Below are 21,454 nucleotides of genomic sequence, written 5' to 3'. Positions count from 1 at the left end.
AATAAATAAAATAAAGAACCAAAATTATGGAGGTGAATTACTATGAAAAAGTTTTTAACAACATTATTGATTGGCGGATTGATGGCAGGTTCAATCTTTGCATTTGGAGGTGCAGCATTGCCAGGAGCATATCAACCACTAAATGCTCCAGTTTATCAACGTTACCAGCAGGTGAAAGGTGGATATTGGCTTAATGATGAAAATCTTATTGAAGTAAAAGGAACAGTTGAAAGTATTTCAACAGAAGAAGATTTTCCAGGAATATTGTTTGTAACTGTAAAAACAGAAGATGGAAATAGCTACATAGTACATGTAAATGCAAGATATGCTGTAGATCTAAAAGAAGGTGACAGTGTAGAATTAAAAGGTTGGATTGCAGAATTTAAAGATGAAAAAATATTCAGACCTGTTGAAGCAAAGGTAAATGGAGAAGAAGTATATAATAGAAATCAGTTTTTCAGAAGAACTGCTGTAAGGGCAAATGTTAGACCATATGCAGGAAAACCATTTGGATATAATCCAATACCAAATAAACCACCAGTTAGAAGACCATATAATAATAATTTTAGAAGACCTGGTAGCAGAATACCTATGAATTATTATGGAAGAACACCTATGGGTGCATGGGAAAGACCCATGATGAATTATAATTATCCAGGTTCAGGATATTACAATGAAATACCAGGATATACACCAAAATACCCTCACGATGATTGGAACTATTATGGACCAAGAGCTCCAAGATGGTGAAGGAAGTCCCGGGAAACCGGGACTTTTTTATGTTATAATTAAGATAGTTGGATTTTACGATTATAAAAATAGATATATATGATGTCCAATAATTAAAAAAAGCGAAAACTCGCAGATTGCATGAGGCAAAATTACAAACGATTGAAAAAAATAAAAGTGAATGAATACTCGCAGAGCACCCGAAAAAAACTGCGAATGAAGTGGGACAAAAAAACAGGATGTTTTTTTGAGCGAAGCTTCCCCAGGGATGGGGAATCTGAGCGCCCCAGCGAATATGAGCAGTTTTTGAGGATTAGTGCTCAAGTCGTATGAATGAACTTTTATTTTTTTCAATCTACAACGAAAATGACGAACATGGACGTGAGTCTGCAGCGACCGGTGAGAATGAGCTATTTTTGAAGATTTGCAATCAAGGTTTGAGCGTTTTTAATTATTGGACAACCTAATAGATATACTAAAAAAATATAAAAACAGGTGATAATAATGTTTATAGATTTTTTATATGATTTTGACTTAACAAAAGACCAGAGTTTTGTTGCAGAAGAATTGGATAAATTTTTATATAATCAAAAGGATTTTCTTATTGTTCAGGGAAGTGCCGGAACAGGTAAGACATTTTTAATCTCTCAATTTGCACGATATTTAAAAAGAAAGAATAAAGATTTTGTTTTTTTGGCGCCAACTGGAAGGGCTGCTGATATATTATCGAATAAATCAGGCTTTCAATCATATACTATTCATAGTGTTATATATGATTTTAGTCATGAAAGAATTAATTTTGAAGAAGATATATTTCAGGTGTTTTTTAATTTAAAGGAAGATTGGAAAGAAGATATGATTTTTATAGTAGATGAAAGTTCTATGATTTCTGATTCAAAAGGAATAGATGATGGGCATTTAGTTTTTGGAAGCGGAAAATTATTAACAGACTTAATATCTTATGTGTTTAATTACGGTTCAAATAACAAAATTATTTTTTTAGGTGATGAAAATCAACTACCTCCAGTCAATTCATCATTTTCTCCAGCTTTAAATAGAGTATATTTAGAAAAACAATTTAATTTGAAAGGAAATAAGGTATTCCTTGAAGATGTTGTTAGGCAGGAAAAAGAGAGTGGAATTTTAAAGAATTCAAATATATTAAAGGAAAAAATAAAAAGAAAAAACTATTATTTTTTAGATTTTGTATTTGAAAATGACTTTCTTAGAGAAGATAATATAATAGAAAATTATATGGAAAATAATGGAAATTTAAAGGATAAAATTATCTTATGTTCAACTAATAAAATAGCGCTTGAATATAATAAAATAATTAGAAAAAAATTGGGATATTTCAGAGATATTGAAATTGGTGATATTCTATTAAATACAAAGAATTCAAAATTTTTTGGCAAGGTTTTTAATGGCGAGTTTTTTGAAGTTGTTAAGATATATGATTATATTTCTGAGAATGTGGAGATAAAGAATAAATTTGTGATACCAATTGAATTGTATAAGCTTTCTCTAAAAAAAATAAACTCAAAAGAAAAAACATATGATGTCTGGATTTTAGGAAATGCATTAAAAGCAAAAGAATTAAGCGTTGATAATTTAACGTATTATGCATTATATAAATATATATTGGGTGATGATGTAAAGAATATTAATTTTGATATCATTGAAAAATTGAAAAGCAATCCTTACTTTAATGCCCTGCATATGAAGTATGGATATGCTGTTACAGTTCATAAAGCTCAGGGAGGAGAATGGGATACAGTATATGTAGATTGCCGCTATTATAATAATTATAAAACTGAAGAATACTTTAGATGGTTATATACTTCAATAACGCGTTCAAAAAAGAAGGTATATTTAAAGAATATCCCTGCATTTAGAAGTGGATACTGGAATAAAATAAAGGTTTTAACGGATTATAAAATTTCGAAAAATATAAAAATTGAATATACTTTATATTTTAAAGACGAAGGAACAAAGCATATATACGAAGAATTTAGAAATATGATATCAAATGAGGGATTTCAGATAATTGGGGTAAAACATTTTCAATATCAGGAAGTCTATTATTTAAAAAAGGAAAATGACTTTTTAATTGTTCAATTATATTACAACAAAAAATATGAAGCAACCACTTTGAAAATAATTGAAAGCACCAATGAAAATGTTGCAAATGAATTTCTTAATTTGTTCAATAAAGGTGAAATACAAATAAAAGAGATAAATAACGAAATTAAAAGTAACAATAAATGTATTAAAGCATATGTTGATGGAAGTTATGATAATAAAATTAAAAGATATGGTTCAGGAATTGTGATTATAGACGATAATAACATAGGTGAATATTATTGTTATGGTGAAAATGAAGAATTATTAAAATATAGAAATATTTCCGGAGAGATTATAGCAACATTAATAGCTCTGGAATATGCTAAACAAAATCATGTTGAATGTATGGAAATATATTATGATTATTCCGGGATTGAAAATTGGGCTTTGGGATATTGGAAGACAAATAATTATTTAACAAAAAGATATAAGGAATTATTTGATAAATATATAAATGATTATACTTTAAAAGTTATATTTAGGAAGGTTAAAGCACATAGCGGGAACAACTATAATGAAATTGCTGATAAACTTGCAAAAAAAGCACTATTTGAAAGAAAATGCAACGTTGAAAAGTTTTTTGTAAATGTTTAGCAATGGAAAAGTATTTAAATTCTATTATAATTAAAAAAAATAAGTGGAGTGATTTTATGTTTTTTGATGATTTTGAAATTTTTGATGATTTTGATGATTTTGAGGAAGTATTTGACAAAATGCAGCATACAGAAGTATGTCCCCCCTGTGTACAATGTGGATACTGTTGTAAACACACACCATGTTTTTATGGAGAGTGGGATGAAGAAAAACAACAATGCAAATTTTTAACAGAAGATAATAAATGTAGTAAATATGATGAAATTGTAAAATACGAAGAAAGTATAAATGCAGAGGTTAGAATGTTTGGTTCTGGTTGCTGTTTAAATTATCTTAATCCAGATAGAATAGCGAAAATAAGAAAAATTAATAATCATAAGTCTGAATAATCCCTCTATAAAGAGGGATTATTTAGTTTCTTTATTTTGAGGTTTTATGATATAATAAAATTCTGTGGATAGAAAATTTATGGAGGTTTGTATATGAAGAAAATTCTGTTTTTATTTATTGTTTCAGTAAACATTATAATTTATGGATTAAACATAGTTACATCGATAAAACCACTCGAATTAATTACAAAAGAACTGGCTCCTGATTCAACTATTACCAGTTTATTTAAAACCAATTCTGATTTTTCTAAAAAATATAGTATAACAGATAATGTTGATCTCGTAATACTTTTAAATGATGAAATAAAAACGCCTGAAAATATTCAAAAAGTGGTATTATCAGAAGGTGTATTATTTTATCCATATAATGAAAACCCTTTTTTATGGACAGATCCATTATATTCTGTTGTAATTGCGTATAAGATAGAAAAGAAATTAGAAAAAATAGATCCGGAAAATGCGATGAATTATAGAAATAACCTTCTTGAAATGACACAGAAATTAATATCGATGTCAGATAATTTTGCCAAAATAGTCGATAAAAAACAATTGAAGGTTATAGATCTTAACGGATTGTTGATACATTTCTACAAGAGATATAAAATTCAATATGAAACTCCTAAGGAAGATTATATAATAACCGCTTCAGATACACTGGTGACAAATGTTGATTACCATAATTTAAATTTAAAAGCATTGCCTAATTTAAAGATAAAAATAGATGTATTTGCAACGAATTACTCCACATTAATTGATTTTTATGAATCAATATTTAAAGAATTTGAAAAATAAAAATTGGACAGTCAAATGACTGTCCAATTTTTAAAAATATGGAGGTAATTATAAATGGAAATATATGATGTAATCATTATTGGAGCAGGACCCGCTGGATTATTTGCAGGAATAAATTTAAAAAATAAAAAAGTACTTATATTAGAAAAAAAGGATAAACCTGGAAGAAAATTATTAATTTCAGGTGGAGGAAAATGTAATATAACAAATACAGGTAAAATTACAGAATTTATTACACATTACGGTGAGAAAAAGAATTTTGTAAAAAAAGCCATATATGCCTTTTCAAATGATGATTTAATTAATTTTTTTGAAATAAATTTTTATATTGACGATTCTGGAAAGGTATTTCCAGAATCAATGAGAGCAAAAGAAATTTTAAATTATCTTTTAGATGAATATCTTGAAGATAAAAAACATGAAATTATATATAACTCAAAGGTTGAAAAGGTTATTAAATCTGATGAATATTTTAAGGTATATACAGAATCCGGGATATTCAATGCAAAAAATTTAATAGTAGCCACAGGTGGAAAATCCTTCCCAATGACTGGAAGTACGGGAGATGGATATAAAATTGCAAAGAGTTTTGGGCATACAATAATTTCTCCCAGACCAGCGTTAACCCCGATTGAGATAGAGAATTATCCATTTGTAGATCTTGCGGGAATTTCTATTAATGTATGGATAAAAAAAGCAAAAAATAAGATGTATGGCAGTTTATTATTTACTCATAAAGGTTTTTCAGGTCCGGTAGTATTGAATTTTTCCAGATATTTAAATGATGGAGATAAAATTCAGATTTCCTTTGTTGATTTTGATAATGAAGAAAAGTTTCGTAAATATTTTGTTGAAAAATCCAATCAAAATAAAAATATGTTATTATACGATTTTTTGAAAAAAGAGTTTCGTTTTCCCAGAAGATTTATTGCTGTGATGTTTAGAATATTAAATATCGATAAAAATAAAAGATTAAATAATCTCTCTAGACATGAAAGGAATAATGTGATACAATATCTTGTTAATCATGAATTTAAAGTGAAAAAAATAGGTGATTTTAACATTGCAATGGTAACTAAAGGGGGAATTGACACCAGAGAGATTAATTCAAAAAGTATGGAATCAAAATTGGTAGAAAATTTATATTTTATAGGAGAGGTTGTTGATGTTGATGGCTACACAGGAGGATATAACCTGCAATGGGCATTTTCATCAGCATATATTGCAGCTAAGAATATTATTGAAAAGGGAGGCTGAAAAAATTGAGAAAATTAAAGTTTTTAATTATGTTATTGTTAATTATTTCGGTAAGTATATTTGCCAGAGTTAATATTTATGTGATTTCAGATATTAATATCTATGATTTACCGTTTTTCTCAAAAGCAAAAACAGGTGATTATATAATAGCAAATGATTATATATCTGTTGTAATTGGTTCAAAGGATAGAGATGATGGATTGGCTGGAAAGATTATAGAAGCTTATGACAATGAAACAAAAAGAACATTAATAGATGAATATAAGATATTTATTCAAAATAAAATATCCTCTCCATTAAAAATAAAATTATATAAAACAAACAAATATGCAAAAATAGAATTTGAAATGAATGATGGAAATATTCAGGAATACTACCTTGGAGATAATAAAAAGTATATAGAGATAAAAAATTATATATACAATAAATCTTCTAAGAAAATAAAAATAATGTTAAAGGACATAGTCTCTTTTAAAGAATTATTCCCAATAATAATTAAAACAAATGAAAGTGGAAAAAAGGTATTGGAAATTCAGGAAAATTTTATATCTTATAGTATATCTTCGGAAAATACGAAAATATTTAGAACATTATTTACTAAAAATTTCGGAGCAGTTATATATAAGCCAGTATATATAAATCCAGATGAAGAAAAGGTATTTTCAAGAAGATTATATATCAGTAAAAATATAGAAGATACAAGAAAAGAAATTTTAAATGCTGAGGAAACATTTAAAGGAAAAATCATTCCATTTGAGAAGATAAGTACATTAGCAAATTTGCCAGTTGTATTATATGACTCAGATGAAAATATGATTTCATTGACTTATACAAATTCCAAAGGCGAATTTTCATTTAGCAATGTAGAGTCAGGATATTATATTTCCATTCAAAATTCCGGTTTTTCAAATAAAAAGATCAAAATAGAAAATCCTGAAAAATTTCTTGAATTGAAAACGTCCCCAATTTATAATAAAAACATATATATATGGCCAGTTTATTTGACAAATCACACAGAAAATTCTGTAATTCTAAACTGGAAAACTATGATTGCAGCAACGGCAGATATTAAAGTTTATAATCGTGGCGAATTAATAAAAACCATTTATGTGAAAAATCCAATGACAATACAACATGTTCCAATAACAGGATTAGTTCCAGGGGAAAAATATGTTTATGAGGTGAATATTAATAATTATTTTGTACCTGCAAATATAAAAACCGTTGGTGAATTTAAAACAAAATCATTAAATGAAGATAATTTAATCTTTGCAGTTTATGGAGATACCAGAACATATCATGAACTACATAAAATGGTGTGTGATGAAATAGCTAAAGAAAATCCAGAATTTGTAATAAATGTTGGAGATCTTGTTGAAAAAGGAGATTACTTACCTGATTGGGATCATTTCTTTAATGAAATATCTAATCTGGCTGAAAAATCAGTATATTATCCACTATTGGGAAATCATGAGAGAAATTCAACATATTATTATGAAGCATTTTATCTTCCACAAGGCAGTGGAGATTATGATAAAAGATGGTATTCTTTTAAATATGGAAAATTATTATTTGTATTTCTTGATTCAAATGCAATTGGTACAAAGCAACTGGAAGACGCCCAATTAAAATGGTTAAAAGAACTTTTTGAAAAGAATAAAAATACGACAAAGTTGGTGTTTTTCCATCATCCATTCTGGAATAATGCAGTAGATTATTATAGCACTTCAGAAAGACATTTAGAAGAAATATGGAGAACGTTGTTTGAAAAATATGATGTTAAAGCTGTATTTAACGGTCATGTTCACAGTTATGAAAGACATGAAAAGAATGGAATAATATATGTTATTACCGGTGGTGGGGGAGCTCCTTTGGAGGTTGAACATAAAAAAGATATAGAGCCAACAACGGTAAAACTTGATTATGGAGAATATCATTATATAATTGCAAAAGTGGAAAAGGATAAAATTATATTTAAAGTTATTGGTGTTGGCCATATTGTCGATAAACTTAATACTGAAAAAATTACAAAACACCATAAAATTATCGATACTTTTGAAATAAAAATAAAATAAAAAACCGGCAAGCTTTGAGCTTGCCGGATATTGTTTTAAAAGGGCCTGGATTGTGGGGAGAGGGAGAGATTCACAATCCAGACAATGGTTTTAGTTTATATCTCTCGCTTTTTTATTATGGTACAATTTTTGTTCCTGTTTTTCCTTCAAGAGCTTCTTTTAATTTTTCCATATCTGTAATTAATGCAGGTTTTCCTGTGTCCTTTACAAAGGAAATACATGATTCTACTTTTGGTAACATGCTTCCTTTAGCAAAGTGCCCTTCTTCAATATATTTTTCAGCTTCTGCAATTGTTAATGTGTCTAATGCTTTTTGATCAGGTTTGTTGAAGTTAATATATACCTTTTCAACAGCTGTTAAGATAATAAATTCATCAGCTCCTAATTCCTTTGCCAATAATGCAGATGCTCTATCTTTATCAATAACAGCTTCAACACCTTTTAATTCACCATTTTCATCATAAATTACAGGAATTCCTCCACCGCCACCAGCTACAACAATAACATCTTTTTCTATTAATTCTTTTATCGTGTTCTTTTCAACAGCGTCAAGAGGAATTGGTGATGGAACAACTCTTCTCCATCCTCTTCCTGCATCTTCTTTAAAGATCCAGCCTTTTTCTTCCATCATTTTTTTAGCTTCTTCTTCACTATAGAATGGACCAACTGGTTTTGAAGGATTCTGGAATCCAGGATCATTTTTATCTACAACAATTTGAGTAACAACTGCTGCAACATCTCTTTCAACGTTTCTTTCCTTTAATATGTTTTTCAATTCCTGTACAATCATATAACCGAGATATCCCTGTGTCATAGCCCCCAATACATCCATAGGAAATGGTGGGATAGTATCTTTAGCAATATCCTGTTGTAATAACAAATTTCCAACCTGTGGACCATTTCCATGTGTAATTACCAGGTCATAACCCATTTCAATCATGTCTGCCAGATAGGATGCAGTTGTTCTGATGTTTTTAAACATGTTTTCTGCTGTTGGCTTTTCACCAGGTCTGTTAACTGCATTACCTCCTATGGCTACAACTGCGAGTCTTTTCATGTAAATTCCCCCTTTTGCGGTGTTTTATAATGTAGCTACCATAATAGCCTTTATTGTGTGCATTCTGTTTTCTGCCTGATCGAATACCTTTGAATGTCTGCTTCTAAATACTTCATCTGTAACTTCTCTAATATCAAGACCTCTTTCTTTAGCTTCTCTTGCAACCTTTGTTTCAAAATCGTGGAATGAAGGGAGACAGTGTAAGAAAATTACATTTGGATTTTCTGTTCTCTTAATTAAGTCCATGTCAACTCTATATGGAGTTAATAATTCAACTCTTTCAGGCATTTTATCTTCTTCACCCATTGATACCCAAACATCTGTGTAAATTACATCTGCTCCTTTTACTCCATCAAGACCTGAAGTATATTCAATAACAGCTCCTGTTTCTTTTGCTGTTTCTAAAGCTTCATTCATCATTTCATCAGATGGTTTTAAAGCTTCAGGTCCTACTGCTACATAATGCATTCCCATTTTCGCAGAAATTCTCATTAATGTATTTGCAACATTATTTCTTGTATCTCCAATAAATACAACTTTCATTTCATTTAATGGTTTGTGGATGAATTCCATCATTGTCATAACATCTGCCAATCCCTGTGTTGGATGTGCTTCATCAGTTAAACCATTCCATACAGGAACACCTGAATATTTAGCTAAATCTTCAACAACCTTTTGTTCAAATCCTCTGTATTCAATACCATCATACATTCTTCCTAAAACCTTTGCAGTGTCTTCGATAGATTCTTTTTTACCCATTTGACTGTTTGTAAGGAATGTAACGTGTGCTCCTTCGTCTAATGCAGCTACTTCAAAAGCTGTTCTTGTTCTTGTTGATGTTTTATCAAAAATTAAAACAATGTTTTTTCCTTTTAATGTTTCTGTTCTAATACCTGCTCTTTTCTTTGATTTTAAATCAAAAGCTAAATCTAATAAATATTTTATTTCTTCTGGTGTATAATCCTTTAATGATAATAAGCTTCTTCCTTTTAAATTTACTGGCATTTTAAATCTCCTCCTTTATGTTTAAAAGTATTTAACCTTTCAGATGTATTATACATCTTGAAGAGATTTTCTCAAAACGAAAAATCTTTTTAAATTTAACCAGTATGAAGAAAATTTCATGATTATAATTTATTATTTTGAGTATGCGTAAGTATGATTGAGTATGCGTGAGTATGCGTGAGTATGCTTAATTTCGAAAAAATATATGATATAATAAAATAGAAAAAGTGAGGTGTAAAGCTATGTGGAAAAATTATATCATAATATTACTGATTTTTGTATTATTTTTTTCATCTTGTATAAAAAAAGCTGAACCGATTGTTGACACCAATTTTTCTGATTTGTCTGATAATCAAAAAGAAATCCTGATAAGAGTAATGGCTGCAGCATATAATGCTGGGGAAAATAGGGATTTTAAAGATATTTTAAATAATTATGTTTATAGTACTTCATATACTTATGATGAAAATATATGGGGCAATTATAAATATTTCACTGGATTAAGCAATATTATGCCAACGAAGAATTTAACCTTAAAAGATATAGATTCAGAAGATAAAAGGATAGAAATTTATGTTGGAAATATTATGAATAATTATATAAATAACAGTAATTCTGTTAAACTTATAGATGCATTTGATGAAAAGATTCCTGTAAATCCTCAAAAAACAGATAGGGATTTTTCCAATTTAAATCCAGAATTATTATCCAGTTATGAGAAAAGAGATTTTCTTGTTGAAAGAGTCTATAATCTTATTTCAAGAGATTATAATGATAAATATTTATTCAGAACATGGTATGATAAATATTTTAGTGAAGAATTAACCAACGAAGAAATACGAAAATATGCAGAATATATTGTTGATGTTGCATATACATATACGCATTCAAATATAATTCTGGAAAACAAAACATCTTATGACTCTCCAAAAGTATATCTAAACCATATACCTGTTGAATTGGCTCTTGCAATAATATATCAGGAGTCAAAATTCTTTCCTGGAACATTTAGGGCAGAAATTAGGGATAATAAAATATATGCCATTTCATTTGGATTAAGCCATATATTAATAGACGCAGACTTTTTATATATCGCTTCATCTAATGATGATATTGGTGATGGAATAATAAAACAATATAAATTTAATCAAATTTCAAGTTATTATCTTGGCAATAATTTAAATGAAGAAACATATTTTTCAGATTGGGATTTAATTACAATTCGTGGGTCGATATTATATGAATTAATATTTTTAGACTCGCTTTATCAAAAATTTATAGTAGATGTGAAGGAGGCTATAAAATGATAGGAGTTATAGGTAGTTCAAATATGGATATTGTTTTAACTGTAGAACATTTCACCAATCCCGGGGAAACTCAAAAAGCAAAAGAATTGGAATACTTTCCAGGAGGAAAAGGAGCAAATCAGGCTGTTGCTGCAGCAAAACTTTCAAATAAAGAAGTATACTTTTTTACAGCGCTTGGAAATGATGAATTTGGGAAAAAGCTTGCCAGGAATTTTGACGAATTAAATATAAAAGGATATGTTTATACAGATTTGCCAACAGGAAGAGCATATATCGAAGTAACAAAAAAAGGAGAAAATAGAATAGTTATATTTGAAGGAGCAAATGGTTTTATTACGCCTGAAATTGTTGAAAAAAAGATAGGGATTTTGCAGGAATATAAATATTTTTTGTTGCAAAATGAAATACCTTTTGAAACAACATTGCATGTAGCAAAAATATTAAAATCTAAAAAGAAGATAGTTATATTTGATCCGGCACCAGCTCCCAACATAACAGATGAAATTTTTAAGTATGTTGATTATTTTACACCAAATGAGGAAGAATTTAAGTATCTTTCAAATAAATTTTTTAACCTTGATCCAGAAAAAAATTTAAAAGAGATATTAAGAAAGTTCTTTAATCTCGGAATAAAAAATATTATATTAAAACGCGGGCCAGAAGACGTAATATTATATAATAGAAATTATATATTGAAAATTCCTGCATTTAAGTTTGAAAATGTAATTGATACCACAGCGGCTGGAGATGTTTTTAATGGGGCATTGGCTACTGCATTAGAAGAGGGTAAAAATATTAAAGAGGCAATAGTTTTTGCATGTGCAGCAGCAGGATTGTCTGTTACAAGAAAGGGTGCTCAATCATCAATACCTGCTCGTAAAGAGGTTGATGAATTTCTGGAAACAATAGATAGATAAAAAAAGCCAGAGTTTTTAAAAACTCTGGCTTTTAAAATTATTGTTTCTTCCATTTAAAATATATTCCTGCAAGAGGAGGTAAGGTAATATTAATTGAGTATTCTCTTCCGTGGAATGGAATATGCTCTGCATATATTCCGCCCTGGTTTCCTACATTACTTCCCCAATATATTTCAGAATCTGTATTTAATATTTCTTTATAAAATCCGGGTTTTGGAACACCTATTCTATAATCATATCTTACAACAGGTGTGAAATTAAATACTGCAACAATAAATTCATCAGGATTTTTACCCTTTCTAATAAATGAAATAACACTATTTTCAGCATCATTATAATCTATCCATTCAAATCCTTCAGGCGAATAATCAACTTCATATAATTCGGGGTTTTCTTTATACAACCTATTAAGATCATCGATTAATTTTAACATCTTTTTATGAGAATCAAATTCTAACAAATTCCAATCAAGTGCTTTTTTACAATTCCATTCATTAAATTGAGCTATATCATTGCCCATAAACAATAATTTTTTTCCTGGATGTGCGAACATATAAGAATAGAATAACCTTAAATTAGCAAATTTTTGCCAGTAATCCCCGGGCATTTTATTTATCATAGAACCTTTTCCGTGAACAACTTCATCATGAGATAAAACGAGTATATAATTTTCCGAAAATGCATATACCAGTGAAAAAGTCAATTCATTTTGATGATGTTTTCTAAATAATGGATCTCTGGCCATATATCTCAATGAATCATTCATCCATCCCATATTCCATTTCATGGAAAAACCGAGACCGCCAAGATCTACAGGTTTAGATACTCCTGGCCATGCAGTTGATTCTTCAGCGATAGTCAATATTCCAGGGAAGTATTTATGAGTAATTGAATTAAAGTATTTTAAAAATTCTATAGCTTCAAGGTTTTCTCTACCGCCATAAATATTTGGTATCCATTCTCCTTCTTTTCTACTAAAATCAAGATATAACATAGAAGCCACAGCGTCAACTCTTAAGCCATCTATATGAAATTTATCGAGCCAATAAAGTGCATTGGATATAAGGAAATTCTTAACTTCATTTCTTCCATAATTGAATATATATGTTCCCCAATCTGGATGTTCTCCTAATCGAGGATCCATATGTTCATATAAGGCTGTTCCATCAAATTTTCCTAAGCCATGTGCGTCTTTTGGAAAATGCCCTGGAACCCAATCAAGTATAACTCCAATATTATGTTGATGCATATAATCAACAAAGTACATAAAATCTTCAGGTGTTCCATAACGACTTGTTGGTGAAAAGTAACCTGTTACCTGATATCCCCACGATTCATCAAGAGGGTGTTCTAAAACTGGCATAATTTCAATATGAGTGTATCCGTGTTTTTTTACGTATTCAACCAACTGATGTGCCAGTTCTCTATAATTTAAGAATTCATCATTATTTTTTTTCTTCCATGAACCAAGATGAACTTCGTAAATAGAAATAGGTTTTTCAAACCAATTTGTTTCTCTTCTTTTATCCATCCATTTTTTGTCATTCCATCTGTGTTTATTATTTAAATCATAAACAATGGAAGCATTTTTAGGACGCAATTCAGTATATGTTGCATATGGATCGGCCTTTAATAATAATTCCCCGGTTTGTGTTTTTATTTCAAATTTATAAATATCTCCTTCTTGAACCAATGGAATAAAAATTTCCCAGACTCCAGAACTTCCGAGAACTCTCATTTGATGAACTCTGCCATCCCAATTATTAAAATTACCAACTACGCTTACTCTCTTAGCATTTGGTGCCCATACTGCAAAATATGTTCCTTTTGCACCATCTATTTCCATTGGATGAGCACCAAGCTTTTCATAAATCTTATGATTATTTCCTTCATTAAAAAGATACAGATCATAGTCTGTAAGAACAGGTAGAAAACTGTATGGATCCCGTGACTTCCAGCTATTTCCAATTGAATCAGTGTATAAAAATTCATATTTAAAGAATGTTTTTCTTTTTAAAACCTTTTCAAATAATCCATCTGGATGTATTTTTTCCATTTTGTATTTTCTTTTTGTTTTTGTATCTAAATTGATTATTTCTATTTTTTCAGCAAAAGGGTGAAATGTTCTTATAACAATTTCCTTTTCATTTAATTTATGAATTCCTAAAACTGAAAACGGGTCATGATGCTCAGCTTTTACTATTTTTAACATTTCATCATTAAGCATGCTTCCCATATTAATACCCCCTTACACGGTTAGCTTTTGAGAAAATCAAAGAAAAAAGAAGATTTTTCCTTTTACTTGTCTTTCTTTAATTATAACACATTTTTTTGCGCTGTCAATAGAAAGTATAAAAAATATTAAAAAAAATATAAAATCCTCTGAAAATAATATTTGAGTGTCCAATAATTAAAAACGCTCAAACCTTGATTGCAAATCTTCAAAAATAGCTCATTCCCACCGGTCGTTGCAGACTCACGTCCATGTTCGTCTTCACTCAAAATCACATCCATGTGATTTTGACCGGTTCCATTCGCTATTTTTTCAGGCAATCTGCGAGTTTTCGCTTTTTTAAATTATTGGACACTGTAAAAATAATATATTCTTCAGAGGATTTTATATTTCAATCAACAAGTAATATCATTATATCATTGACATTGGTTCCTGTTGGACCGGTTTTTAAAAGAGCCTCACCTTCACTTAACCCATTATAGGTATCGTTATTCTCTAAATAAATTTCAGGATCAAGCCCTTTTTTTCGAATTTTAGTTATTGTTTTTCCGTTTACAATTCCTCCTGCTGCATCTGTAGGACCATCTGTTCCATCTGTTCCAAAGGAAGAAAAATAAACATTTTCAAAACCTTCTATATCAATAGCAAAAGAATATGATAATTCCTGATTTCTTCCGCCATAACCAGTTCCTTTAACATAAACTATGGTTTCTCCTCCAGCGATTATTGCAGCAGGAGGTTTTAAGGGATTTCCCGTTGTAATTATTTCCTTGGCAATTCCAGCAAAGATTTTTCCAGCTTCCTTTGCTTCGGCATTTAATATGGAAGTAAGCAATAATGTATTATATCCCAATTCTTTAGCTTTTTTTATAGCTTCTTCACAGGCGAGTCTTACACTTCCAATTATTATATGTTTGGCATTTTGAATATTTTTTGGTGTTTCTTTTTTCAGGAGTGAAAGTATTTTATCATTAATATTTAACTCATATTTTTTTATTACATTTAACACGTCATTGTATGTATATTTATCAGGATAGGCTGGACCGGAAGCAATACTTTCAAGATTATCGCCAAGTACATCGGACAATACAAGAGCATATATATTTTTTGGATAAATTAAATTAGCAAATTTTCCACCTTTTACCCTGGAAAGTCTTTTTCTTATCATGTTTATTTCATTAATTTCAGCACCAGATTTTAAAAGTTGATCGGTAATATTCTGTATGTCATGTAATGTAATATTATCTTCTGGCATTTCAAATAACGCTGAACCACCACCGGATATTAAAAATAAAATAATATAATCATCTGGTAACTTTTTAATTCTTTCAATTGCGATTTTTGTGGCATTTAAACTGTTTTCATCTGGTATTGGGTGTCCTGCTTCAAAGATTTCAAGTGAATCGATTTTTCCCAGGCTATGCTTATATTTTGTAATAACTATACCATCTTTTATTTTATCTTTTAATATTTCTTTAGCAGCATTAGCCATTCTCCATGCAGCCTTTCCAATTGATAATAAGAATATTTTATTATTGTTTTGAATTTCTGAAAATTTACTTATATGTTTTTTTACGGCATTTTCGGGTAATACAGAATTAATGGTATGGGAAATAATTTCTCTTAGTTCTTTCTCGGCCATAGCAATTCCCCCTTTCATCTTTATTATAACATAATAATAAAAAACCCTGCATTTTTGCAGGGTTTTGTTTAAATAATTGGATATTCTATTGTAATTTGTGCAATTTTAAATACTACCTTTTCTAAGTAATAGGAATTACCTCCGCCATTATACCATCCTACAGCATGGGTTATATCACCGTGTATTTCCTGTAAATAAGATAAATAAGCAGTTCCTACAAGAATATTATATTTAGGATCAAATAATAATCTATCCTTTATCCATTTTAAATCTGTGGATTTGTAGCCGTATTTTTCAAATCTATCATAATACATTTCAATAATATATTTAGCTGTTTCAGCACGAATTTGCATGTATCCAATCTCTCCATATTTTCCTATAACGTTTCTAAAACTCGTTTCAATATCGATAATAGAGGCTATGAGAATTGGTGAAATGTTAAATTCCTTTGATGCTAATAAAATGCCTTCTGCTAATGCTACTTTTCTTTCTGGTTTTAATTCTTTTCCTGTAGTAAGTTTGTATTCTCGGTTCATAAAGTCCATTAAAAAGATTTTTAAATTTGTTTCGTTTGTAAGGTTATAATTCTTATCATTTCCAAAATTGAGAATACTTACTACAAGTATTAAGATGATAATAAGATGTTTTTTTATAAACATCACCTCCGTTTAATTTTTTATATTTTTTATAATTATTGTAGAATGTCCATTGAGTTTTATAATGTTTTTGTTTTTTACAAAAGAACCATTTAATAGCTGTATTTCGGTATTTTTGATGTTTATATTTATAGGTTGATTTTTAAAATTATGATAAACATCAAATTTGTTGTTTTTACCTATTAATGAATACGAAATAAAGTATCTGTTGTTTCTTATATTATCTATTCTGGCATTAGAAAGCCAGATATTGTCTTTTCTAAATTTAATTAATGTTTTTATATAATTGAGAAGACTGTCTATATCATTTCTTTCTGATTCGTATGAAATATTTGAATATGGCGGGTTATATTTACAACCTTTCCATTCCGTTTGACCGGGTCCAAATCCGTTTTCATACCATTGAAATGGTTCTTGAGAATCTTCTGTAAAGTTTACATCTAAGTTTAATCCTTTCATTCCTAGCTCTTCGCCATAGTATATAAATTGATATCCTGGAAGCGTGAATAATATTGAATAAGCTAATTTAACTTTATTGATGTCGTTATTTAATTCTGAAACAAGGCGATTCATATCATGATTTGTTAAAAAGTTGCCCGAAACAGATTCAACATTCCCCTTTATATAATGGGATAATGTATTTTTAATGCCTTTTACCAATAAATGGGGATCTTGAAACTTTACAGCATCTTTTATTTCATAGGATAATGGAAAATTAAATTCGATATCAAATAGTCCATGATATTTTTTAACCACCTCTGGTGAATCCCAGATTTCACTAACAATAATGGAATTTTCATTTATAGATTTTATATAATCCACCATTTCCTTCCAGAATTTAATGGTTTTTTCATGTTGATATTCAAATTTTCCTTTTTCTATATTGTAATCAAAGATATGTTTTGCTGCATCCAGTCTGAATCCATCAATTCCAAGATCTAACCAGAATTTAAAAATACCTTTCATTTCTTCCCATAACTCAGGATTTTCGAAATTTAAATCTGGCGAGGAAGAGCCAAATAAACCATAGAAATATTTATCTTTGTATTTAAACCATATTGGACTGTTGTCCCAATGTCTCTTTTCGTTTATATCTGTTTTTTCATTTTGCCATACATAATAGTCGACATATTTTTTATCTCCATTAATAGCTTTTTGAAACCACTGGCATTTTACAGAAGTGTGATTAATTGGGATATCTAAAATAATTTTTATATTTTTTTCATGTGCTATTTTTATTAATTTTTTTAAATCATCAAAATTACCGTATAAAGGATTTATCGAATAGAAGTCAATAATAGTATAGCCATGAAAAGAAGCTGATTTCATAATTGGTAATAACCATATTCCATCTATTCCTAGTGTTTGTAAATAATCCAATTTTTGAGTTATACCATTTAAATCTCCAATTCCGTCATCATTTGAATCAAAAAATGAACGAACAAATAATTCATAGAAAATCATTTAAATCCCCTTTCATAATTTATGATATAATACATATTGAGACTATTATGAGGTGATAATATGAAACAAAAATTGACCATGTATAAAATAACGATTATATATATTCTCGCATTATTAATTTTAATTTTCTCCTCTTTCCTTATCATATCATCTTTTTTGAAACAAAAGGAGCAAATAGATAAATTTTATGAAAATATCAAATTAACAATAGAAGTGGTAGATTCCATAATTATAAATGATTTTGAAAATGAAATAATTGATTTTGTTTATTCACAAGAGAATACAAATATTATTGAAGAAGTGGAAAAACCAGAAAGAATAGAAAAAACAAAATTCCTTAAAAATATATATGATGTTAATTTATATTATATAGTTTCTGAAAACCCTAAACCTATATTTCTTTTAATATATAAAAATACATATAAGTATATTAGTTTAAATTTTGAAACGTTATTTGATAACAGATTTCTCAATATAAATCTGTTTTTTGATTATTATATAGTTGATAATTATGGAAATTTTATATATGGAAACAGAGATTTATATGAAAAAAATAAAAAAGAAATTTGTGTAAAAAAAATTTGTAGAAGAGATGGAACTTATTTGAGTGATTTTGAATTTTTTAATTTAAAAAATGAAAATTTATTAAAGATTTATACGTTTTATAAACCGAATATTTTTGGGTTTATAAGAGATTATGCACAAACTATTTTGTATACTTTTATTCTGGCATTTTTATTTGCACTTGTGTTTCATTATATTATTTATAAATATATTACAGGAGTTTTTAAGGATAATGTAAAAAAAATAAGTGAGATACATATAAATTATAATACGGGTAAAATTTTAAAAAATGAATTTGAACCATCAAAAGTAAAAGAATTTGATGAAATATTTAATTTATTTAACGAGAAGATTTATTTGCTTGAGAAACCTATTGAAAATCTTTTAAAAGAGAATAAGTATTTAAGAAATGAAAATGAAAAATTATATAAAGAAAATGCAGGGATAATAAACTTTTTATCGGCATTTAAAAAATTTTCATATGGAAAGATTACATATCAAAATTTTAAATTTGAAGTAAAAAAGATAATTGAAGATATGACATTTGAATCTGAACCTTTAAAAGAATCATTAAATTTTCTTTTTAATGATTTAAGTATAAAAACAATTGAAAATGAAAATTTAAAAAGAAATTATTTTGAACAACTGGAAATTTTGTTTAGCGTTCTTGGTGTTTTGGCTGAAATAAAAGAATATAATTATAAGCATGTGGAATTAATGGGAGAAATTTCTATTTTAATAGGAAAAAAAATAAAAATGAAAGAGCCACAATTAAAAAATCTGTATTTAGGTGCAAAAATACATGATCTTGGAAAAAGCTATATTCCAGATAGCATTTTATTAAAAAAAGAAAAACTAACAGATGAAGAATGGGAAATAATAAAAAAACATCCTAAAATAGGATTTTTATTGATAAAAGAAATTTCTTTAAAGCCTTTTTCAACAGCTGCAATGATTATTATTTCTCATCATGAAAGATGGGATGGAAAGGGATATCCATATGGAATAGAAGGAGAGAGTATTCCAATAGAAAGTAGAATAGTGAGTATAATAGATACATTTGTTGCGTTAATTACAGAAAAACCGTATAGAAAAGCATATACATATTCTGAAGCATTTAAAATAATAGAGTATGAAAAAGGAAAGAAATTTGATCCGGAATTGGTTGATGTGTTTCTTGAATCAAAAGAAGAAATAATAAATATAATCCAGAAAATAAAAAATGAAAAAGCCGTGTTGTGAAACACGGCTTTTTTATTTTTTTATTACAATGTAAAAGCGATAACAACAGCTCCAATTGAAATTAATACAGAGATAATTCCTAATGTCTTGGCAAATCCAGCGTCTTTCTTTAATTGATCATTATTGCTTGTGCTATCTGAAATATCTGCTTTTAATTCTTCGATTTTTTCGTTAAATGTTTTTGCAGTTACATAATTTGATAATTTTGTATCTAAAGCAGAAACTTCAAGATATCTTGTTAAATCTGTTTTTAATGCATAATCTTTTAAGTCTCCTAAAGTTGCATATTTTTTAAGATCAGAAAGCATAGCATAATCTTTCAATGTATCTTTAGTAACATAATTATCCAATTTTGTATTAAATGCATTTATTGAATTAGCATTTTCATCAACTTTTGATTTTAAAGAAGATAATTCCATTTCTAAAGCTTTGAAATCTTCTGATTTTACAAATCTGGTTTCTAAATCAGAAATTTTTGCGTAATCGGAAAGATATTCTTTTACTGTTGCTTCAACATCATCTTTCGTTGCAAATTTGTCATTTAAATTCATTATTTCATTATTATATTTTTCTTCTAAAGCAGCAACTTTATTAGCGAGAACTCCTAAAGTTTCCATTGCTGACTTATTTGCTGATAAATCTTTTTTAACGCTTTCAACTGAAGAATAAAGAGCTTTTAATTCTGCAACCTGTGATTCTAAAGATTTAATTCTTGCATCGTAAGTTGAAACTTCTTTTTCTACAGCATCTGTTTTTGAACTTAAAAAGCTTAATACGTCATACGCACTTTTTAATTCATTTACGGAATTTTCGAGTTGTGTAATTTTTGAGTTGAATTCTTTTGTATCCATATTTAACAATTGAGCTTTTATCATTGCATTGATTTCATCTTTTGATAATCCCTGTTGTTTTGATAATTCGTTAACCTTTTTATCTAATTCAACAACCTTTTCAGCAAGAGTTGCAAATAACTGTTGTTCAACATACTTTAATGCTCTATCTAAAGCAACAGTTAACTGATATCTGTTTACCTGAGATAATCCCTGATATGTTCCATCTGGAAAGCCTTCTATAATTCCAAGTGAAGATAACCTTTCAATTGAATCGTATGCCCAGTGATTTACAGGGACATCTTTATATGTTGTTGCAGCAAATGATGCTACTGCCAATGCTAACGCCATAAGAATGATTAATAGTTTTTTCATCCTATACACCTCCAAAAAATTTTATTATTTTCTTAAGTCTCATATCTTATTTTACCACAAAAATCAAAAAAAATGGTAAAATAAATTGGTATTTTTAGACATATTTTTATGATATACTTATAAAGAAAAATTTCTTCACTGTTATTTTCCCTGTAAATATAAGAAAAATCCTAAATTTATTATATAAAAATCTATCTGGAGG

The 21,454-nt window shown here is 28.4% G+C and carries 16 protein-coding genes; 9 read left to right on the top strand and 7 right to left on the bottom strand.

What is annotated here, in order from left to right; all coding sequences use genetic code 11:
- The first annotated feature begins 42 nt into the window (after window positions 1-42).
- The 6 genes from MARPI_RS03370 to MARPI_RS03345 all read left to right on the top strand — a co-directional run bounded on the left by MARPI_RS03370 (window position 43) and on the right by MARPI_RS03345 (window position 7,960).
- The gene (locus MARPI_RS03370) at window positions 43-750 is read left to right on the top strand and encodes a nucleic acid-binding protein (protein WP_014296194.1); all 708 of its coding nucleotides are present in this window, start codon (window positions 43-45) and stop codon (window positions 748-750) included.
- A gap of 483 nt (window positions 751-1,233) precedes the next feature.
- A complete protein-coding gene (locus MARPI_RS10655) occupies window positions 1,234-3,447 on the top strand; it encodes an AAA family ATPase (protein ID WP_014296193.1) in 2,214 nt (737 codons plus the stop codon).
- A 2-nt stretch (window positions 3,448-3,449) separates the two neighbouring features.
- Window positions 3,450-3,836 (top strand): hypothetical protein, encoded by a 387-nt coding sequence (locus MARPI_RS03360; protein ID WP_202945939.1) that lies wholly within the window; start codon window positions 3,450-3,452, stop codon window positions 3,834-3,836.
- Window positions 3,837-3,929: 93 nt separating this feature from the next.
- Complete coding sequence (locus MARPI_RS03355) at window positions 3,930-4,628, top strand: metal ABC transporter solute-binding protein, Zn/Mn family (RefSeq protein ID WP_014296191.1); 699 nt, start codon at window positions 3,930-3,932, stop codon at window positions 4,626-4,628.
- A gap of 54 nt (window positions 4,629-4,682) precedes the next feature.
- Complete coding sequence (locus MARPI_RS03350) at window positions 4,683-5,885, top strand: BaiN/RdsA family NAD(P)/FAD-dependent oxidoreductase (RefSeq protein WP_014296190.1); 1,203 nt, start codon at window positions 4,683-4,685, stop codon at window positions 5,883-5,885.
- Between the two features lie 5 nt (window positions 5,886-5,890).
- Window positions 5,891-7,960: a metallophosphoesterase gene (locus tag MARPI_RS03345; RefSeq protein ID WP_014296189.1), complete on the top strand. Its 2,070-nt coding sequence runs from the start codon at window positions 5,891-5,893 to the stop codon at window positions 7,958-7,960.
- 115 nt (window positions 7,961-8,075) lie between these two features.
- Here the strand turns inward: MARPI_RS03345 and arcC are convergent, their stop codons facing one another.
- Window positions 8,076-9,017 carry a carbamate kinase gene (gene arcC / locus MARPI_RS03340; RefSeq protein ID WP_014296188.1) on the bottom strand — a complete coding sequence of 314 codons (942 nt, stop codon included), beginning with the start codon at window positions 9,015-9,017 and terminating at the stop codon, window positions 8,076-8,078.
- Between the two features lie 24 nt (window positions 9,018-9,041).
- Window positions 9,042-10,022, bottom strand: coding sequence for an ornithine carbamoyltransferase (gene argF, locus MARPI_RS03335; RefSeq protein ID WP_014296187.1), 981 nt, complete (start codon window positions 10,020-10,022; stop codon window positions 9,042-9,044).
- A 242-nt stretch (window positions 10,023-10,264) separates the two neighbouring features.
- Between argF and MARPI_RS03330 the strand changes: the two genes are divergently transcribed.
- Together MARPI_RS03330 and rbsK are read left to right on the top strand one after the other, a co-directional pair.
- On the top strand, window positions 10,265-11,329 hold the full coding sequence (locus tag MARPI_RS03330; RefSeq protein WP_014296186.1) for a hypothetical protein: 1,065 nt from the start codon (window positions 10,265-10,267) through the stop codon (window positions 11,327-11,329).
- Window positions 11,326-12,246 carry a ribokinase gene (rbsK, locus tag MARPI_RS03325; RefSeq protein ID WP_014296185.1) on the top strand — a complete coding sequence of 307 codons (921 nt, stop codon included), beginning with the start codon at window positions 11,326-11,328 and terminating at the stop codon, window positions 12,244-12,246. The genes MARPI_RS03330 and rbsK overlap by 4 nt, the downstream gene beginning before the upstream one ends.
- A gap of 37 nt (window positions 12,247-12,283) precedes the next feature.
- Here the strand turns inward: rbsK and glgB are convergent, their stop codons facing one another.
- From glgB to MARPI_RS03305, 4 genes are all read right to left on the bottom strand, one after another.
- Window positions 12,284-14,482 (bottom strand): 1,4-alpha-glucan branching protein GlgB, encoded by a 2,199-nt coding sequence (gene glgB, locus MARPI_RS03320; RefSeq protein WP_014296184.1) that lies wholly within the window; start codon window positions 14,480-14,482, stop codon window positions 12,284-12,286.
- 388 nt (window positions 14,483-14,870) lie between these two features.
- On the bottom strand, window positions 14,871-16,121 hold the full coding sequence (locus MARPI_RS03315) for a glycerate kinase type-2 family protein (protein ID WP_014296183.1): 1,251 nt from the start codon (window positions 16,119-16,121) through the stop codon (window positions 14,871-14,873).
- 68 nt (window positions 16,122-16,189) lie between these two features.
- Window positions 16,190-16,780, bottom strand: a complete 591-nt coding sequence (locus tag MARPI_RS03310; RefSeq protein WP_014296182.1) for a transglycosylase SLT domain-containing protein — start codon at window positions 16,778-16,780, stop codon at window positions 16,190-16,192.
- 9 nt (window positions 16,781-16,789) lie between these two features.
- Entirely contained in the window at window positions 16,790-18,241 is a 1,452-nt protein-coding gene (locus MARPI_RS03305) for an alpha-amylase family glycosyl hydrolase (protein WP_014296181.1), read from the bottom strand.
- 60 nt (window positions 18,242-18,301) lie between these two features.
- Here MARPI_RS03305 and MARPI_RS10650 point away from each other — a divergent pair, with 60 nt between their 5' ends.
- Window positions 18,302-20,047 carry an HD-GYP domain-containing protein gene (locus MARPI_RS10650; protein ID WP_014296180.1) on the top strand — a complete coding sequence of 582 codons (1,746 nt, stop codon included), beginning with the start codon at window positions 18,302-18,304 and terminating at the stop codon, window positions 20,045-20,047.
- A gap of 23 nt (window positions 20,048-20,070) precedes the next feature.
- On the opposite strand, the gene MARPI_RS03295 is transcribed toward MARPI_RS10650, so the two are convergent.
- A complete protein-coding gene (locus MARPI_RS03295; protein WP_014296179.1) occupies window positions 20,071-21,252 on the bottom strand; it encodes an S-layer homology domain-containing protein in 1,182 nt (393 codons plus the stop codon).
- Window positions 21,253-21,454: the final 202 nt, after the last annotated feature.

Origin of the sequence: Marinitoga piezophila KA3 (assembly GCF_000255135.1) — a bacterium.
Taxonomy (GTDB): Bacteria; Thermotogota; Thermotogae; order Petrotogales; family Petrotogaceae; genus Marinitoga; species Marinitoga piezophila.
The sequence above is the reverse complement of the archived record's forward strand: the minus strand, read 5'-3'. Positions and strand labels throughout refer to the sequence as shown.

Coding starts and splice junctions, on each gene's coding strand:
- argF (WP_014296187.1), bottom strand. CDS start 10,022: ATGCCAGTAAATTTAAAAGGAAGAAGCTTATTATCATTAAAGGATTAT.
- MARPI_RS10650 (WP_014296180.1), top strand. CDS start 18,302: ATGAAACAAAAATTGACCATGTATAAAATAACGATTATATATATTCTC.
- MARPI_RS03360 (WP_202945939.1), top strand. CDS start 3,450: ATGGAAAAGTATTTAAATTCTATTATAATTAAAAAAAATAAGTGGAGT.
- MARPI_RS03370 (WP_014296194.1), top strand. CDS start 43: ATGAAAAAGTTTTTAACAACATTATTGATTGGCGGATTGATGGCAGGT.
- MARPI_RS10655 (WP_014296193.1), top strand. CDS start 1,234: ATGTTTATAGATTTTTTATATGATTTTGACTTAACAAAAGACCAGAGT.
- MARPI_RS03310 (WP_014296182.1), bottom strand. CDS start 16,780: ATGTTTATAAAAAAACATCTTATTATCATCTTAATACTTGTAGTAAGT.
- glgB (WP_014296184.1), bottom strand. CDS start 14,482: ATGGGAAGCATGCTTAATGATGAAATGTTAAAAATAGTAAAAGCTGAG.
- arcC (WP_014296188.1), bottom strand. CDS start 9,017: ATGAAAAGACTCGCAGTTGTAGCCATAGGAGGTAATGCAGTTAACAGA.
- MARPI_RS03330 (WP_014296186.1), top strand. CDS start 10,265: ATGTGGAAAAATTATATCATAATATTACTGATTTTTGTATTATTTTTT.
- MARPI_RS03315 (WP_014296183.1), bottom strand. CDS start 16,121: ATGGCCGAGAAAGAACTAAGAGAAATTATTTCCCATACCATTAATTCT.
- MARPI_RS03355 (WP_014296191.1), top strand. CDS start 3,930: ATGAAGAAAATTCTGTTTTTATTTATTGTTTCAGTAAACATTATAATT.
- rbsK (WP_014296185.1), top strand. CDS start 11,326: ATGATAGGAGTTATAGGTAGTTCAAATATGGATATTGTTTTAACTGTA.
- MARPI_RS03350 (WP_014296190.1), top strand. CDS start 4,683: ATGGAAATATATGATGTAATCATTATTGGAGCAGGACCCGCTGGATTA.
- MARPI_RS03295 (WP_014296179.1), bottom strand. CDS start 21,252: ATGAAAAAACTATTAATCATTCTTATGGCGTTAGCATTGGCAGTAGCA.
- MARPI_RS03305 (WP_014296181.1), bottom strand. CDS start 18,241: ATGATTTTCTATGAATTATTTGTTCGTTCATTTTTTGATTCAAATGAT.